Origin of the sequence: Rhizobium sp. Nf11,1, from assembly GCF_050587665.1 — a bacterium.
In the GTDB taxonomy this organism is placed as follows: domain Bacteria; phylum Pseudomonadota; class Alphaproteobacteria; order Rhizobiales; family Rhizobiaceae; genus Rhizobium.
In genome coordinates, this window is record NZ_JBOBHU010000004.1 from 60,752 (window position 1) to 77,027 (window position 16,276).

Annotated in this window: 19 protein-coding genes; 11 read left to right on the top strand and 8 right to left on the bottom strand. The window is 60.8% G+C overall.

Features of this window, described 5'->3' with window-relative positions:
- Nucleotides 1-12: 12 nt before the first annotated feature.
- From ACQ7C1_RS08105 to ybgC, 5 genes are all read right to left on the bottom strand, one after another.
- Nucleotides 13-423, bottom strand: a complete 411-nt coding sequence (locus tag ACQ7C1_RS08105; RefSeq protein ID WP_430957920.1) for a hypothetical protein — start codon at nucleotides 421-423, stop codon at nucleotides 13-15.
- Nucleotides 424-1,566, bottom strand: coding sequence for a hypothetical protein (locus ACQ7C1_RS08110; protein WP_430957921.1), 1,143 nt, complete (start codon nucleotides 1,564-1,566; stop codon nucleotides 424-426).
- 8 nt (nucleotides 1,567-1,574) lie between these two features.
- Nucleotides 1,575-2,030 carry a protein TolR gene (gene tolR / locus ACQ7C1_RS08115; protein WP_008536277.1) on the bottom strand — a complete coding sequence of 152 codons (456 nt, stop codon included), beginning with the start codon at nucleotides 2,028-2,030 and terminating at the stop codon, nucleotides 1,575-1,577.
- A gap of 18 nt (nucleotides 2,031-2,048) precedes the next feature.
- A complete protein-coding gene (gene tolQ, locus ACQ7C1_RS08120; protein WP_004671617.1) occupies nucleotides 2,049-2,768 on the bottom strand; it encodes a protein TolQ in 720 nt (239 codons plus the stop codon).
- A 363-nt stretch (nucleotides 2,769-3,131) separates the two neighbouring features.
- Nucleotides 3,132-3,587: a tol-pal system-associated acyl-CoA thioesterase gene (gene ybgC / locus ACQ7C1_RS08125; protein ID WP_430957922.1), complete on the bottom strand. Its 456-nt coding sequence runs from the start codon at nucleotides 3,585-3,587 to the stop codon at nucleotides 3,132-3,134.
- Nucleotides 3,588-3,749: 162 nt separating this feature from the next.
- On the opposite strand from ybgC, the gene ACQ7C1_RS08130 reads away from it, so the two are divergent.
- The 6 genes from ACQ7C1_RS08130 (at nucleotide 3,750) to ACQ7C1_RS08155 (ending at nucleotide 9,229) form a co-directional block, all read left to right on the top strand.
- On the top strand, nucleotides 3,750-4,970 hold the full coding sequence (locus ACQ7C1_RS08130) for an NAD-dependent epimerase/dehydratase family protein (RefSeq protein ID WP_430957923.1): 1,221 nt from the start codon (nucleotides 3,750-3,752) through the stop codon (nucleotides 4,968-4,970).
- Complete coding sequence (locus ACQ7C1_RS08135; RefSeq protein ID WP_430957924.1) at nucleotides 4,967-5,818, top strand: glycosyltransferase; 852 nt, start codon at nucleotides 4,967-4,969, stop codon at nucleotides 5,816-5,818. Before ACQ7C1_RS08130 ends, ACQ7C1_RS08135 begins: the two co-directional genes overlap by 4 nt.
- Nucleotides 5,815-6,735, top strand: coding sequence for an NAD-dependent epimerase/dehydratase family protein (locus ACQ7C1_RS08140; protein WP_430957925.1), 921 nt, complete (start codon nucleotides 5,815-5,817; stop codon nucleotides 6,733-6,735). The genes ACQ7C1_RS08135 and ACQ7C1_RS08140 overlap by 4 nt, the downstream gene beginning before the upstream one ends.
- Nucleotides 6,736-6,866: 131 nt before the next feature.
- Nucleotides 6,867-7,454 carry a 5-formyltetrahydrofolate cyclo-ligase gene (locus ACQ7C1_RS08145; RefSeq protein WP_430957926.1) on the top strand — a complete coding sequence of 196 codons (588 nt, stop codon included), beginning with the start codon at nucleotides 6,867-6,869 and terminating at the stop codon, nucleotides 7,452-7,454.
- Between the two features lie 3 nt (nucleotides 7,455-7,457).
- On the top strand, nucleotides 7,458-8,282 hold the full coding sequence (locus tag ACQ7C1_RS08150; protein ID WP_085779327.1) for a TIGR00282 family metallophosphoesterase: 825 nt from the start codon (nucleotides 7,458-7,460) through the stop codon (nucleotides 8,280-8,282).
- 101 nt (nucleotides 8,283-8,383) lie between these two features.
- On the top strand, nucleotides 8,384-9,229 hold the full coding sequence (locus ACQ7C1_RS08155; RefSeq protein ID WP_430957927.1) for an MBL fold metallo-hydrolase: 846 nt from the start codon (nucleotides 8,384-8,386) through the stop codon (nucleotides 9,227-9,229).
- A 31-nt stretch (nucleotides 9,230-9,260) separates the two neighbouring features.
- On the opposite strand, the gene ACQ7C1_RS08160 is transcribed toward ACQ7C1_RS08155, so the two are convergent.
- On the bottom strand, nucleotides 9,261-9,764 hold the full coding sequence (locus ACQ7C1_RS08160) for a pyridoxamine 5'-phosphate oxidase family protein (protein WP_097597327.1): 504 nt from the start codon (nucleotides 9,762-9,764) through the stop codon (nucleotides 9,261-9,263).
- A gap of 141 nt (nucleotides 9,765-9,905) precedes the next feature.
- Here ACQ7C1_RS08160 and ACQ7C1_RS08165 point away from each other — a divergent pair, with 141 nt between their 5' ends.
- Entirely contained in the window at nucleotides 9,906-10,652 is a 747-nt protein-coding gene (locus ACQ7C1_RS08165; protein WP_085779331.1) for a YebC/PmpR family DNA-binding transcriptional regulator, read from the top strand.
- A 68-nt stretch (nucleotides 10,653-10,720) separates the two neighbouring features.
- Here ACQ7C1_RS08165 and ACQ7C1_RS08170 read toward each other — a convergent pair whose 3' ends face one another.
- Both ACQ7C1_RS08170 and ACQ7C1_RS08175 read right to left on the bottom strand, forming a co-directional pair.
- Nucleotides 10,721-11,722 (bottom strand): LLM class flavin-dependent oxidoreductase, encoded by a 1,002-nt coding sequence (locus ACQ7C1_RS08170; protein WP_430957928.1) that lies wholly within the window; start codon nucleotides 11,720-11,722, stop codon nucleotides 10,721-10,723.
- A gap of 123 nt (nucleotides 11,723-11,845) precedes the next feature.
- A complete protein-coding gene (locus ACQ7C1_RS08175) occupies nucleotides 11,846-14,161 on the bottom strand; it encodes a methyl-accepting chemotaxis protein (RefSeq protein WP_430957929.1) in 2,316 nt (771 codons plus the stop codon).
- A gap of 228 nt (nucleotides 14,162-14,389) precedes the next feature.
- Between ACQ7C1_RS08175 and ruvC the strand changes: the two genes are divergently transcribed.
- From ruvC to ruvA, 4 genes are read left to right on the top strand one after another with little or no spacing between them, the layout of a single operon-like run.
- On the top strand, nucleotides 14,390-14,899 hold the full coding sequence (ruvC, locus tag ACQ7C1_RS08180) for a crossover junction endodeoxyribonuclease RuvC (RefSeq protein WP_430957930.1): 510 nt from the start codon (nucleotides 14,390-14,392) through the stop codon (nucleotides 14,897-14,899).
- A gap of 54 nt (nucleotides 14,900-14,953) precedes the next feature.
- Nucleotides 14,954-15,217 (top strand): AbrB/MazE/SpoVT family DNA-binding domain-containing protein, encoded by a 264-nt coding sequence (locus ACQ7C1_RS08185; RefSeq protein WP_430957931.1) that lies wholly within the window; start codon nucleotides 14,954-14,956, stop codon nucleotides 15,215-15,217.
- A complete protein-coding gene (locus ACQ7C1_RS08190; RefSeq protein ID WP_183698856.1) occupies nucleotides 15,198-15,614 on the top strand; it encodes a type II toxin-antitoxin system VapC family toxin in 417 nt (138 codons plus the stop codon). Before ACQ7C1_RS08185 ends, ACQ7C1_RS08190 begins: the two co-directional genes overlap by 20 nt.
- A 13-nt stretch (nucleotides 15,615-15,627) precedes the next feature.
- A complete protein-coding gene (gene ruvA, locus ACQ7C1_RS08195) occupies nucleotides 15,628-16,242 on the top strand; it encodes a Holliday junction branch migration protein RuvA (protein ID WP_085779337.1) in 615 nt (204 codons plus the stop codon).
- The last annotated feature ends 34 nt before the right edge of the window (nucleotides 16,243-16,276 follow it).

A 16,276-nucleotide genomic window follows, 5' to 3' on the forward strand; every position in this document is an offset into this window, starting at 1 on the left:
GCCTTTCAGCATCTATGGAGTCGGATCGCTGGAATCGAAGTGCAGGACGACCTCCCTCCAGGATTCATATTTCTCTTTCGGGAGCATGGTGAATGGCGCGGAACGCCGGACGGCGTGGAGGGCCGCAGCCGACAGGCTTTTCCGAGCAGCTTCGGTGCCGCCCGAGGCTGTTACCTTGGGTGAACCAACGATCGCACCATTCTTATCACGCCACAGGTGGATAGTAATCACGACTCCGCCGTCCCTCGCCTGCCCAGGAACTTTGGAGGAGGAAGCGATTGCGTGCTGCAAATCCGCGGCCGAGTTATCAGAGATCGCCGCGTCGACCGGTTGCGCCAACGCTTCAGGCACACAAGCCAGAATCGTTCCAAGCATGATGGCGGCTGCAATAGACTTGTTGCCATGGGACAGGTCCATCAGCATCTAGATTCCCATGCTGCTTGGATCGAAGTTAAGGTCGAACTCATTCCAAGCGTCATACTTGTCCTTCGGAAGCATCGAGAAGGGTGCGGATTTCATGACGGCTCTGTATGCGCCGCCTTCCAACGCACGGCGTGTGGCATCGCTGCTGCTGCCGCCCGATGACTCGACTTCGGGCTGGCCGATAATGTTGCCATCCCTATCGAGCTTCATATGCACCTTGATGACCATGCCGGAAAGGCCTTCCATCCCCGGCGTGATAAGCCAGTTCCCTTCGATCAAGCCCCGCACAGCATCTTCTTCGCTCTGGCTGAGCTTTGAACCGCCATTGCTCTTCTTCGCACCGAGCGACGCCTCCTGCGTCGAGCGCTTGGCGCCGCCGGCGGAAGGATCGGTCTTGTTCAGCAGAGCCGAAATCTCATCGGCATTGAAATCGCTCTTCATCGTCGAGGCCGATTTCGCCACTTCCTGCTTCTTGTCGGCCTTCTTCTTGTCCGTCGGTTTGTCGGCGGCCTTGGGTTCGTCCGCAGGCTTCTCAGGCGGCTTCTCGGCGGCTTTTTGGGGCTCAGGCGGCTTTACCTGCGGCTTGACGACCGGTGTCGGTACCTTGTCCGGCAACGCCTCGGCATCCGGCTTCGGCGGCTCTTCCGGCTTGGCCTGCTCTTCCGGCGGCTTTTCCTCCGGCTTCGGCGGCGGCGTCACTTCGACGGGCTTTGGCGGCGGAATGGAGGCAACCTCCTTCGGCTGCTCGACCTCGGTCTCTTCCTTGTTGACTTCCTTGACGTCGTTCGGCTTGGGATCGATCGTCGGCAGTGGCTTCTCGCTCGAATTCGCCGCCGCAGCTTCGCTGTTGCTGGGCTTGGCGTTCGGGACCGGCGGCGTCTTCAGGTCGGCATTGTTGTCGCCGGCATTCTCAGACGGCTGCGCGATCGGCGGCCGTGTCGTCGGCACGGGCGCGGACGTCTCCTTCTTCGGAGCTTTCTTGTCGCCCTGCTGCATCTGGGTGATCGATTCTACCGGCACGAGATCGACCGGCATCGCCTCGAAATCCTCGACCTTGAAGGATTCTGGCGCACTCAGCGACACCATCGCCCAGGTGAGCACCAGGCAATGCAGAACAGCAGATGTGACGACGCTGGTCTTCATCTTGAACGCTATTGGTCCTTCTTCTGCTGCGTCACGAGGCCGATATTCTTGAAACCGGCCCCCTGGATGCGAGCCATCACGTCGGCGATGACACCATAAGGCGCCGTCGCGTCGCCGCGCACGAAGATGCGTTCATTGTAGCCGGTGGTAGCGATCGCCTCGAGCTTGGCGGCGATCTCGGCGGCCGGGATCGGAGTTTCCTGCAGGTAGACTTCGCCGGAGTTCTTGACCGAGATCGTGATCGGCTGCGTCTCGGAATTCAGCGCCTTGGCCTGCGTTTCCGGCAGGTCGATCGGCACGCCGACGGTCATCATCGGCGCCGCGACCATGAAGATGATCAAAAGCACGAGCATGACGTCGACGAGCGGCGTCACGTTGATTTCGGAGATCACGGCCTTGTTCCGACCGCCGCGACGGCGGCGTCCGCCGCCTCCGCCGCCATTGCCTCCAACAGCCATACCCATGTGAGAATACTCCGTTGGTTACTGCGCGGCAGCGCGGGGCTGCAGCTTCTCGTCGATCTGGCGCGAAAGGATGGCGGAGAATTCGTCCGCGAAACCCTCCATGCGCGCCGAGAGCTTCCCGGCATCGGCAGAGAACTTGTTGTAGGCGATGACGGCCGGAATAGCGGCGACGAGGCCGATCGCGGTGGCGAGCAATGCTTCAGCGATACCGGGTGCGACCACCGCGAGGTTCGTCGATTTCGAGCCGGCGATCGCCTGGAACGAGGTCATGATGCCGACGACCGTGCCGAAGAGGCCGATGAACGGGCCGGCTGAACCGATGGTGGCGAGTGATCCCAAACGGGCGCCGAGATATTCGGTTTCACGGGCGAGCGTCACGTCCATGGCGCGGTCGATACGCATCTGCAGGCCGATCGGCGAGCGAGCGCCGCGTTCGAAGGATTTCTTCCATTCGCGCATGGCTGCGACGAAGATCGACGCCAGGCCGGTGTTGTTGCGTTCGGACAGCGAACGATAGAGTTCTTCCAGCGACTGGCCCGACCAGAAAACCTGCTCGAACTTGTCGAACTGGCGCCTTGCGCGGCCATAGGCCAGGTACTTGTCGATTACGATCGCCCACGTCCAGACCGAGGCCGCGATGAGCCCGAGCATGACGAGCTTGACGACGATGCCGGCCTGCATGAAAAGCGACCAGAGGCTGACGTCCGTCGTGGCTGCTGCCAATCCTACTTGTTCCATTGATCCAAAATCCCCGAATCCAAACGCCCGGCGCTGGACCGGGCGGCACAAAATGATCTCGCAAGAAGTGTCCGGGACCGCCGCCCAAAGCCCTGGTCAAGCTTCCAAGCTCTTCTTCCGCCTTCTTGCCGTCAAATTTGGTCAAAGGAAGGCGTGCACCGCACAAACTCCGACTTTCCCAGTAAGACACTATTATGGTTAATAGATCGTTAGTGCCAGACGATGACAGCAAGCCTGTGTTCGGAAGGTTTTGTTCCATGGATTACTTGACCGGAGCATGGTCCGGCTGCCGAAAGAGCGCTCATCCTGCGGCGCGGGAATTCCTTCACATAAAGTTCAAGTTTTGACAAGGCCGATTCGGAACTACAGCGGCCGGCTGCCTTCCAGGAACTTTGCCGCCAGCGTTTCCGGCAGCCGTCGCGGCCGCCCCTTGGCGTTGATGACGGCGATGATCACCTTGGCTGCAATCAGCAGAGTTTCGCCCGACCGGATCTGCTGGTTGAGCACCATCTTGGCGCCTCCGGCCTTTTCAGTATGCGTCAGGATCGTCAGCACGTCATCCATGCGCGCGGGGCTCTTGAAGTCGATCTCCATGCGGTGGACGACGAAGACGAGGCCTTCTTCATCGGCGCTGACGAGCTCGCGCTGCTCGACGCCGAGGCAGCGCAGATAATCGGTGCGGCCGCGCTCGAGGAAATGCAGGTAGCGGGCGTGATAGACGAGGCCGGAGAAATCCGTATCTTCATAATAGACCCGCTGGACGAGGCGGTGTCCGGCATCCGTCAGCTCTCCCGAAATGGAAAAAGGGCGTTCGGTCATAATTTTCTCCAAAGTGAGGTGCCCTCTTTGGCGCAACGCTTGGCGGCAGGCAAGCATTGAATGCCGGCCCGTCCGGCATGGAATGCGCCGCCGGCAGGCATTGAATGATTGTCATAATTCCTAACTATTCCCGATAATAGCGACCGATCAGGAGACGATGCGATGAAGATTGCGGTTATGGGCGGAGACGGTTTCATTGGTTGGCCCACCTCGCTCCACCTTTCCGATGCCGGTCATGACATCCATATCCTCGACAATCTCTCGCGCCGCTGGATAGACACCGAACTCGGCGTTCAGTCGCTCACCCCGATGGATTCGATCCAGGAGCGCACGCGCATCTGGCACGCACAAACTGGACGCCGTATCCACTTCAATCTGATCGATCTCGCTAGGGATTACGAACTTCTGAAGAAATGGCTTTCGGAACACCGGCCGGACGCGATCATCCATTTTGCCGAACAGCGGGCCGCGCCCTATTCGATGAAGAGCGACCGCCACAAGAACTACACGGTCAACAACAATGTCAGTGCCACGCACAACCTCCTGAACGCGCTGACCGATCTCAATCTCGACGCCCACCTCATCCATCTCGGCACCATGGGCGTCTATGGCTATTCGACGGTCGGTGCAGCCATCCCCGAAGGCTATCTGCCGGTCGGCGTTGAAACCGTGGATGGCGAAACGGTCAGCCAGGAGATTCTCTACCCCTCCAATCCGGGCTCGATCTACCACATGACCAAGTGCCTGGATCAGCTTCTCTTCCAATTCTACGCCAAGAACGACGGCTTGCGGATCACCGACCTGCACCAAGGCATCGTCTGGGGCACGCATACCGAGCAGACGCGCCGCCACGCGCAGCTGATCAACCGTTTCGATTACGACGGCGATTACGGCACGGTGCTGAACCGTTTCCTCATTCAGGCAGCGATCGCTTATCCGCTGACGGTGCACGGCACCGGCGGCCAGACCCGCGCCTTCATCCACATCCAGGATTCGGTGCGCTGCATCGAGCTGGCGCTGAAGAACCCGCCCGTCCGCGGCGCCCGCGTCGAGATCTTCAATCAAATGACGGAAACCCACCGGGTGCGCGACCTGGCCGAGATGATCGCCAGAATGAGCGGCGCCAAGATTGCCTGGCTGCCGAACCCGCGCAAGGAGGCTGCCGAAAACGAGCTGATCGTCCGGAACGAAAAGTTCCTCGACCTTGGCCTTGAACCGACCACGCTGGAAGCCGGGCTGCTGGGCGAAATCGTCGACGTGGCGAAGAAATTCGCCTATCGCGTCGACCGCTCTCGCGTGCCGGCCGTCTCCGCCTGGACTAAAGACATTGCCGCGACCATCGATCACGATCCGGAAGGCAAGCGGCTGAAGTCCGTGTCATGAGCGAAGGCGATATGACGAGAGTGATCGCCATCCCCGGCCGTTTCGCCTACGTCACCCTGGTCACCAATGCTGATTATGCGATGGGCGCAACCGCCCTCGCCCGCTCCCTGCGCCGGACCGGTACCAATGCCGATATCGTCGTCCTGCACACCGGCGGCGTCGATGTGGCCGCCCTCGCTCCGCTGAACGCGCTCGGTTGCCAGCTCGTTGAGGTCGAGCACCTGCCGCTCTCCGATGACTTCAACGAGCGCCACGCCCGCGGCCATCTCCATTCTGCAGCCCCCTTCACTAAAGGCCGCAAGCCGGAGTTCCATTCGCCGCTCGACAATTTCTGCAAGCTCAGGCTCTGGCAGCTGGTGCAGTATGATCGCTGCGTCTTCCTCGATGCCGACGCCCTGGTGCTGAAGAACGTCGACAGGCTCTTCCTCTATCCGGAATTTTCTGCCGCTCCAAACGTCTATGAAAGCCTCGCCGACTTTCGCCGCTTGAATTCCGGCGTCTTCGTCGCCACGCCGTCGCATGACACATTCGGGAAAATGCTCGAAAGCCTCGACACGCCCGAGGCTTTCTGGCGACGCACCGACCAGACCTTTCTGCAGACGTTCTTCCCGGAATGGCACGGCCTACCGGTCTATTTCAACATGCTGCAATATGTATGGTTCACCATGCCGGAGCTTTGGGACTGGAAGAGCATTTCGATCGTGCACTATCAGTATGAAAAACCGTGGGAAAAGGATCATCCAAAGGCAAAACAACTACAACCATTGATCGACCTGTGGCACAATATACACGATCATGGCGACTTGCCTCAGATCACGGCGCTGGGAAATCCGGAAGGGACGGCATGAAAGTATTGGTATCCGGGGGAACGGGTCTCGTCGGCCGGTACGTCGTCGAGGAGCTGTTGGCCGCCGGCTATCAGGTGATTGTCGGCGGGCGCCGGGCGCCGCTGCCGCGTTTCTTCTCTCGCCCGGTCGAGTTCGCAGCACTCTCCCTCGATCCCGATAAGGATCAGATCGACGTCTTCGACGACGCTTACTTCTTCGTGCACGCCGCCTTCAGCCATGTCCCCGGCAAATATCGCGGCGGCGAGGGCGACGATCCCGAGAGCTTCCACAGATTGAACCTCGACGGCACCGTCCGGCTCTTCGAAGCGGCCAAACGCGCCGGCACGCGCCGTTGCGTCTTCCTGTCCAGCCGCGCTGCCTATGGCGATCAACCGCCGGGAACGGAGCTTGTCGAAACGATGCTTCCAAAACCGGAGACGCTCTACGGCCAGGTGAAACTCGACGCCGAAGGCGCGCTCAGCCATCTCTCGACGCCGGGTTTTGCCGGCGTAAGCCTGAGGGCAACTGGTGTCTATGGCGATCTCCCACCGAACAAATGGGATGGCCTCGTCGCCGATTATCTCGCCGGCCGGCCGGTCGCTGCTCGCGCCGGGACGGAGGTTCATGGTCGCGACCTCGGCCGCGCGGTGCGGCTGATGCTGGAGACGGAAAGCACCCGCATCTCGGGCGAAGTCTTCAACATATCGGACATAACAGTCGACACGCGCGACATTCTCGCGGCTATCCGCCGTGAAACGAGCTGTCCCCACGCTTTGCCGGCCACCGCCGACAAGGCTGCCCTCAATCCGATGAACACGGCGAAAATCCGTGCGCTCGGCTGGCTGCCAGGTGGAACTCCTCTGTTCGAGGAAACGATGCGGTGGCTGGCGGCCGCCTTGCCGGTGTCGCCGCGGCACGAATCTGCGCAGTATCGATAGGCATCCTCGTCTGACGATCGGTAACCGCAGGGTGATACGACGTGAAACGGGTGCAGCCCTGTCGCAGCCGGCATTTGCATCGGGTCTCCAGCCGGCTATGCTCGGTTAGACCTCTCAATTCGGCAGATCGAATGACCGCAAAAGAACTGAAAGCGCAGCTGCGCAACGAACGGCTGGCCGCCCGCGACGCCATCGCTCCTGAAGAGCGCATCTCCAAAAGCCTTGCAATGGCCGATCACGCCGGCGAGGCGGTCGCCTTCGAGGCGGGCACCATCATCTCCGGCTTCCTGCCGATCCGGTCGGAGGCCGATCTTAGGCCGCTGATGTCGCGCTTTGCAGCACGCGGCGCGCGGCTCTGCGTGCCGGCGATCCTCGACAAGCAGACCATCGTCTTTCGCGAATTGGCGGAAGGCGCACCGCTTGTCGCTACCGGTTTCGGCACGGTCGGCCCAACCGAGCATGCCGCCGTCCTCGATCCCGAGATCATGCTGGTGCCGCTTTCGGCTTTCGATGTCAGAGGCCACCGCATCGGCTACGGCGCCGGCCACTACGACCGCGCCATCAGCCGGCTCAGAGAGAAAGGCCTGCACCCCAAGCTGATCGGCATTGCATTCGACTGCCAGGAAGTGGCACATGTGCCCGACGAGCCGCATGACATAAGCCTGGATGCCATCCTGACAGAAAGCGGCCTTCGCTTTTTTGCTTCTTGGATTGGATAGGGAATGCGTCTGCTTTTTTTGGGTGACATGGTCGGCAAGACGGGACGCACGGCGGTCTGGGACCGCCTCCCCGGCCTGATCTCCGACCTCAGGCTCGACTTTGTCGTCGTCAACGGCGAGAATGCCGCCGGCGGCTTCGGCATCACCGAGGACATCTTTCTCGAAACGATCAATGCCGGCGCCGATGTGGTGACGACCGGCAATCACGTCTGGGACCAGAAGGAAGCCGTCGCCTTTGCCGGGCGGCACGATCAATTCCTGCGGCCGGCCAACTATCCGCAAGGCACGCCCGGGCGCGGCTCCGGCCTTTTCTATGCCAGGAACGGTGCGCGCGTGCTCGTTGCCAATGTCATGGGCCGCGTCTTCATGCATCCGGAACTCGACGACCCCTTCAAATCGGCGGAAGCGATCCTCGATGCCTGCCCGCTGAAAGAGCAGGCCGATGCAATCGTCTTCGATTTCCATGCAGAAGCGACCAGCGAGAAGCAATGCTTCGGCCATTTCGTCGACGGCCGCGCCAGTTTCGTCGTCGGCACCCACACCCATGTGCCGACCGCCGATGCGCAGATCCTGAACGGCGGCACCGCCTATATGTCGGATGCCGGCATGTGCGGCGACTACGACTCCTCCCTCGGCATGGACAAGGAGGAGCCACTCAACCGCTTCATCTCCAAGATGCCGAAGGGTCGCATGGAAGCGGCAAGCGGCCCGGCGACGATCTGCGGCGTCGGCGTCGAGATTTCCGATGCCACCGGACTGGCCGAAAAGATCGCGCCGCTTCGGCTCGGGCCGCGTTTGGCCGAAACGGTGCCGGAGTTCTGGCGGTAATCCAGCCGCTCCAACACGCAATTGTGAGCATCGCGGCTCTGGACCGCTGCGACCTCATGACGCATCCTCCGCCGCTCAATGAAAGCGCCGGAGGAGGTGGCATGAGGCCGCATTATCTTATCCTCGCTATCACATGCCTGACGGCCTTCGCCGCATCAGATCCCGCCGAGGCACAGGAGCAGCGCCGGCGAGCCAGCCAATGCCACGTGATCGCCGAGAATATGCCCAAGGCGACCTTCGCCAGTTTCTCCGTCGCCCCGGCGCCGATGCCGGCTGTATCCGAAGGCGAGAATGTTAGATTCACCTATCTCGGCCATTCCACCTTCGAAATCGAGACACCCGGCGGCATCATTATCGCGACGGATTATAATGGCTGGTACAAGCCGGCGACGACCCCCGATGTCGTCACGATGAACAAGGCTCATACGACCCACTTCACCCTGACGCCTGAGCCCGACATCAAGCATGTGCTCCACGGCTGGAGCGACGTGCCGGGCGAGAAGGCCAGCATCAATCTCGTCGTCGGCGATGCCTATATCCGCAACGTCACGACCGATATCCGCTTCAGCTACGGCATCGGCGGGTCGCAGGAGGATGGAAACTCGATTTTCATCTTCGAGATTGCCGGTCTCTGCATCGGCCATCTCGGCCATCTGCACTACGAGCTGACTGATAGCCATTATACCGAAATCGGCCGCCTTGACGTCGTCATGGTGCCCGTCGACGGCGGCCTGACCATGGGTGCCGACAGCATGAGCCGCGTCATCAAGCGGCTACGCTCGTCGCTGATCCTGCCGATGCACCGCCGTGGCCCGCCGGTCAATGCCTTCGTCTCCATGTTCGGAAAGGACTTCGATATCACTTATGCGCCTGATGACAGCCTCACCGTTTCCATGCGCACGCTTCCCAGGAAGCCGCTGATCTATGTGATGAAGGGCGTGCAGTAAAAGCCCGGCGGGCCCCTCCAAACCTCGCTGATCAAGCAAATTGTAGGTGGCGTTTGACGCCGACCTCGGGCATTTTGTCGTCGTCGAGATTGGCCTTGGCGATCTCCCAACCGAATTTTAGCGTGCTGCCTGTCGAAACCCAGATCTCGGCATCATCGACATGCAGGGAAAGCATGGTGAGTTTCGGGTCTTTCTTGCCGCCGTCATACCAGGCCGCCACCATCGAACTCCAATATTCCTCGATCTTGGACGGGTCGGGGCGTACCTCGATGACGCCGGAAAGGCAGGCGTGATAATCGTGATCCTTGCCGATGACGCAGAAATGCGCGCGGCTGCCGGGCTTGATGGCCCGCACGATGTCGGCGTCGGTCTTGGTGTAAAACCAGATCGTGTTGGTGGTGGGATCGGCATGCGGCGCCATCGGCTGCATGTGCATATCAAGCCCGGAAATTCCGAGCATGCCGGCATGAACACCGTTGACCTGATCCCAAAGCTGACGTGCTGGTTGTTCCCGCGCCTCGCTGAGACTTGCCATGACCGTTCCTTTCCGTTGGGTGGAGTTCGGTTGAAACGTCATCCTTTCGCCTTTGTTCCGAACTGCTTTCCCCTTGAACGGCTGCCGTTTCGCTCTTATAAGGCGGCCCATTCCGAACAATGAGACGTGAACAGGGGTGCCATGGCTGGCCATTCACAGTTTAAAAACATCATGCACCGCAAAGGCCGTCAGGATGCCGTGCGGTCGAAAATGTTCTCCAAGCTTGCGCGCGAAATCACCGTTGCCGCCAAGGCCGGCCTGCCCGACCCGACGATGAACGCCCGTCTTCGCCTGGCAATCCAGAACGCCAAGGCCCAGTCCATGCCGAAGGACAACATCGACCGCGCTATCAAGAAGGCAGCTGGCGCCGACAGCGAAAACTATGATGAAGTCCGCTACGAGGGTTATGGTCCGGGCGGCACGGCGATCATTGTCGAAGCCCTGACCGACAACCGCAACCGCACCGCCTCCAACGTCCGCTCGATCTTCACGAAGGCAGGCGGCGCCCTCGGAGAAACCGGTTCCGTTTCCTTCTCGTTCGATCATGTCGGCGAAATCACCTACAAACTTTCCGCAGGCGACGCCGACAAGGTAATGGAAGCCGCGATCGAAGCCGGCGCTGATGACGTCGAGACCGACGAAGAGGGCCATTACATCACCTGCGCTTTCGAAGCCCTTGGCGAAGTGTCGAAAGCCCTGGAGGCAAGCCTCGGCGAAGCCGAAACCGTCAAGGCTGTCTGGCGCGCCCAGAACAACGTGCCAGTGGACGAGGAAAAAGCACAGTCGCTGATGAAGCTCATCGACTCGCTCGAAGACGACGACGACGTGCAGAACGTCTATTCCAACTTCGAGGTCTCGGAAGAGGTTCTGGCGAAGCTTTCAGCTTGAGCCGCTCAACAATCGGAACCCGGCCTTGGCGCCGGGTTTTTCCATTTCTGGCGACTGCTCGGAAAATCTTAAGCGGCCGCCCGCATGAAGTTCCCAAGGCCTGCGAATAATTCCACCGACTTCAGCCGCGCCTCGATATCATGGATCGGCATCGAGATGATCACCTCGTCGGCCTTCGTTTCCTTGAGAAACTCCGCCAGTTTCGCCTCAGCCGTCGCCGGCGAGCCCACCACGGCATAACGCAGCGTGTGTTCGACGTTCATCTTCTCCATCGGCGACCAGAAGCTCTCCATATCGGTGACAGGGCGCGGGAACGGGCCGCGGACATTGCGGCGTAGGTTGACGAACTGCTGCTGGGCGGAAGTGAAATGGTAGCGCGCCTCCTCGTCCGTCGCCGCCATAGCGCCCATGACGCCGACCATTACATAGGGCTTGTCGAGCGCCGCCGAGGCCTGGAAGCGGTCGCGATAGATTGCGATGGCGTCGAGCAGCATATCAGGGGCAAAATGCGAGGCGAAGGCATAGGGAAGCCCGAGCATCGCAGCAAGCTGGGCGCTGTAGAGGCTGGAGCCGAGCAGCCAGATCGGGATATGCGAACCATTGCCGGGCACCGCAAGGATCGCCTGGTTCTTGAGCGGCGTGCCGAGAAGCTGCTGCAATTCCACCACGTCATTCGGGAAGCTGTTCGCGCCGGCATCGAGGTTGCGCCGCAACGCCTGTGCCGTGCGCATGTCCGTTCCCGGCGCCCGTCCCAGGCCGAGATCGATGCGGCCGGGAAAGAGCGCCTCCAGCGTGCCGAACTGCTCGGCGATGACGAGCGGCGAATGATTGGGCAGCATGATGCCGCCGGAGCCGATGCGGATGCGTTTTGTCGCAGCCCCGACATGGCCGATGACAACGGCGGTCGCAGCACTGGCGATGCCCGGCATGCCATGATGCTCGGCTAGCCAGAAGCGCTTGTAACCGAACTCTTCAGCCTTCTGAGCCATCCGCGCAGAGCTTTCGAGCGACTGGCGCACGGTGCGGCCTTCGGCAATGGGAGAAAGGTCGAGTATGGAGAAGGGAACCATGGAAACCCGCCGGGCAGTTGAAGGATCCCGTCTATGTAGGTTGGCGCCCGCCCCATTCCAAACCATGCACGCAAACAAAGGGCCGCGCGAAGGCGGCTCTGGTCGAATATTGGAAGCGATGCCTCACCGGTGACGGCGCAACACATGCACCTCGGCGCTCGGTCTGTGGTGCCCCTGCGGCAGCGTGAAATTGCCGAGTTGGCGGTCCATTTCCAGAGCTTCCGTCGCCAGGCGGTGGATCGCCGCCGTTGTCTCCTCGACCATTGAGGCGTTCTGCTGCGTCATCGCGTCGAGTTCGGCCACTGCATTGTTGATCTCGCGCAGCGTATTGGCTTCGTCGCGGGTCGCACCCATGATCTCGTTGATCTGGCCGTTGATCGCCTCTACGTGGGCGCCGATGCCGGTAAGGGCAACGCCGGCCTTCTCGACCAGCGCGACACCGCTTTCGACCTCATGCGTGGACTTCTGCAGCAGGCTGGAGATCTCCTTTGCCGCACTCGATGAGCGCTGGGCGAGCTCCCGGACTTCCATGGCGACGACGGCAAAGCCCTTGCCCGATTCCCCCGCGCGGGCCGCCTCAACGCCAGCGTTCAGCGCCAGAAGATTGGTCTGGAAGGCGATGTCGTCGATAACCGATATGATGGTGTTGATCTGGCGCGATGAAGTCTGGATGGCCTCCATCGCCGCAATCGTCTCACGCATGATCTGGCCGGAGCCGGTCGTCTCCTTCTTGGCGTCTCGGGCGATACGCTCAGCCTGTTCTGCCCGCTCGATCTGACGGCGAACGGACTGGGTAATGGCGCTGATCGCATTCGCCGTCTCGGTGATCGAGCCGGCCTGACGTTCGGTGCGCCCGGCAAGCTCGTCGGCGCCGGTGCGCATCTCCTCGGAGCCGGCACGCACCGCCATCGAGTTGCCGCCGATCGCCGTCATAGTTTCGCTGAGCGTTGCGAGCGCCTCGTTGAAATTGACGCGCAGGCTTTCGAGCTCGATCGGGAAGCGGGTGTCGATCTGGTAGGCGAGATCGCCGCTTGCCAGATGATGCAGACCCTCGTCGAGCGCCTCCACCACCTGCTGCAGCGACTTCGCCTCGACCTCCCGTTCTGCGAAATTCCGCTGGCGCTCCTGCTCGGCCTGCAGGCGCGTCTCTTCGCTCGCGGCTTCGAGCTTACGGCTGTCGATCAGCGATTGGCGGAAACGGGCAAGCGCATTGGCCATCGTGCCGATCTCGTCCTTGCGGTTCAGGCTGCCGATCTCGCTGTCGAGCTTGCCGTCGGCGACATCGCGGGTGACGCCGGCAAGCCGCGCCAGCGGCGAAAACAGGAAATTCGTGACGAGTCCGGTTGCGACCGCCATGACGACGAGCACACCCAAGCCAATCATCGTCAGCAAAGTGGCGATTTCGATCGAGCCGGCATTGAGCTCGCTGAGCAGCACGCTCTCGACCACGAGAAAGCGGTCGCCACGATAGTCGACGCCGCGGACATAGGCACGGGCCGCGCCATCCGCCCTGTCGAAATCGGCCACGGTCATCGCGGAGCTGGCAAGCGCGTCCTTGATGAAGGTGAAGGGGGTGGCATCGAGCGTCGCAAGCTTGCCGCCGGCATCGAGAGCGATAGCGGAGCCATCGCTGGAGACGATCGCAGCCCGCGCGGTGCTGCCCTGGACGATGCCCTTGGCAAGGATGCTCGAGATGATGTCGTCGCGCACTTTGAACAGGATAATGCCCTTGGCCGCTCCGAGCTTGACGATCGGCACGGCATAGAAGATCGCGGGCTTGCCGCTTGCCGCATCGACACGGAGGCCGGAGAAGCCCGTCGGTGCGGCGTCATCCGTCGCCTTGGCGGTATTCTCGATCGCCTTGGCGAAAGCGACGCCGGCGCCGGTTGTCTTCCAGGCGTCCGACTTCAGATTCTCCGCGAAGTCGTCGTCCTTCTTGTAGGAATAGAGTACGCTACCATCGAGATCGGCGATCAGCAGATCGCTGAAAGCGGTGTTTTCGAGGTCACGGGCAACTTCGCCCTGCGTCTGCTCATGGTTTGAATAATAGAACCCGCTCGGCCCTTCCGGCTTCATCAGCTTCTCGCGCTGGTCTGCCGGGTTGGGATTGCCCGTGACAAAAACCTTCTTCAGCTCGGCGCGGGCATCCCCCGAAGTCTTCTGGATTGTCTTCCAGCCGCTCTTCAAGCTGGTGATCGACATCTGCAGCGCCTCGATGCGCGCGATGGAATTGGCTTGGTTCTCGAGCTGCACCAGTTGGTCCTGCAGCATGTCGCCACGGAAGATCAGCACGCTCTCCTTGGCCTTCAGCGCCTGCTCGTCGGAGATGCGGCTGCTGGCGAAATAGGCGAGCACATCGATGACGGCGATCGACAGCACGGTCATCAGGATGAATGTGGCAATGACCTTGAAGGACAGGGATTGAAATCTCTGAGCCATATACGATGAACCCTCTGAACGGCGCCTGCCAGCCTGGGCGCGCGGCCGGCTGACCTCAACAGAATATCGGGGGCTTATTCTTGCGGAACGAAGCCCCACGCACATTCGACAAACAAGAATTCAGGCATCTCTTTTAATTCGCGGTAAATGGCGCATCCGAAAACAACGATGTTTTTGTTTTGTTCACATATCGATGGCACTTATTTTGCAATCGCTATAGGTTGAACCATGCAAAATACGATTCGCGTCATCGGTATCGATCCCGGTCTTCGCCGCACTGGCTGGGGAATCATCGACACATTAGGCAATTCTCTGAAATTCGTGGCCTCAGGGACGGTGACCTCAGATGGCGAGATGGATCTCGCCTCCCGCCTCTGCCAGTTGCATGATGGGTTGGCCGACATCGTCCATAGCTACCAGCCAGATGAAGCCGCCGTCGAACAAACCTTCGTCAACAAGGACGCGGTGGCGACCCTGAAGCTCGGCCAGGCCCGCGGCATCGCCATGCTAGTGCCGGCGCGCGCTGGATTGCGGGTTTCCGAATATGCCCCGAACGCGGTGAAGAAGGCGGTCATCGGTGTCGGTCACGGCGAAAAGCAGCAGATTCACATGATGTTGAAGATCCTGATGCCGAAGGTCGAATTCAAAGGTAATGACGCCGCCGACGCCTTGGCGATCGCAATTTGTCATGCTCACAATCGCGGCGGCCACCGGATGCGTCAAGCGCTGGCCGGATAATTCGTTCTTGACCTGTTCTTTTCCCATGATAAGTAATACCGCGGAGGTATTACCATGCGAGTGACCGAAAAAGGCCAGGTGACCATTCCCAAGGACATCAGGGATCGCTTGAAGATCGGCCCGGGATCCGAGGTTGATTTCATTGCTGATGAAAAGGGCGCCCGCCTAGTCGTTCTGTCCAGCCGCACGGAATCATCGCAGGACGATTTTGAATCCTGGCTCGGCAGCATGAGCGGCACTTTCGACACCAACGGCATGACGACCGATGAGTTCATGGAATGGCTGAGGGGACCACGCGATGATCTCGGTCCTGGTTGATACGAACATCTTCATCGATATCTTCGGCCCGGACAATCCTTTCAGTCAATGGTCCGCACGTGCCTTGAGCGCATTGCGCCCGGATTCACAATTCATCATGACACCCGTCGTCTGGGCGGAGCTGGCAAGCATGACCCCGCGCGAGGAAACGCTTGCGTTTCTGCTGTCACGGTTAAACCTGATCCGCGAGGCCCTGCCGTTTTCCGCCGCTTATCGGGCCGGCATGGCGCACGCACAGTACCGGAGGAGCGGCGGCCTGCGCGAGCGCACCCTGCCGGATTTTTTCATCGGTGCGCACGCCGTCGTTCGATCGCATCGTCTTCTGACGCGCGATGGCGCGCGCTACCGCTCCTATTTCCCGGAATTGGACATCATTTCTCCCGAAACGCACCCTTGAGAGACCGCGACCCATGATCGGCAAGCTGAAAGGCACTATAGACGAGATCGGCGAAGACTACGTGCTCGTCGATGTGCACGGCGTCTGCTACGTCGCCTATTGCTCGGCCCGAACGCTGTCGAAGCTCGGCTCGGCCGGCGAGGCCTGCGTACTGTTCATAGAGACTTATGTTCGCGAGGATCAGCTGAAGCTCTTCGGCTTCATGACCGCACTGGAGCGGGAATGGTTCAACCTGCTGCAGAGCGTCCAGGGCGTCGGCGCCAAGGTGGCGCTCGCCGTGCTCTCGACGCTGACGCCGGGCGAGCTTGCCAATGCGATCGCCCTGCAGGACCGCGCCGCCGTCTCGCGCGCACCGGGCGTCGGCCCGAAAGTGGCGATGCGTCTCGTCACCGAACTGAAGAATCGGGCGCCGGCCTATGCCGGCGAGGCGATCAATATCGCCCTCAAACAGGAACTCGGCGAAGGCGTTGCCGCCGCACCCGTTGCCGATGCGGTTTCCGCGCTAACCAACCTCGGCTACAGCAGAGATCAGGCTGCGAATGCCGTCGCCTCGGCATTGAAAACGGCTGGCGAAGGCGCAGACAGCGCCAAGCTGATCAGGCTCGGATTGAAAGAACTGGCACGGTGACGACCGGAAAACCTAGGAATGGATGTCGAGGCAG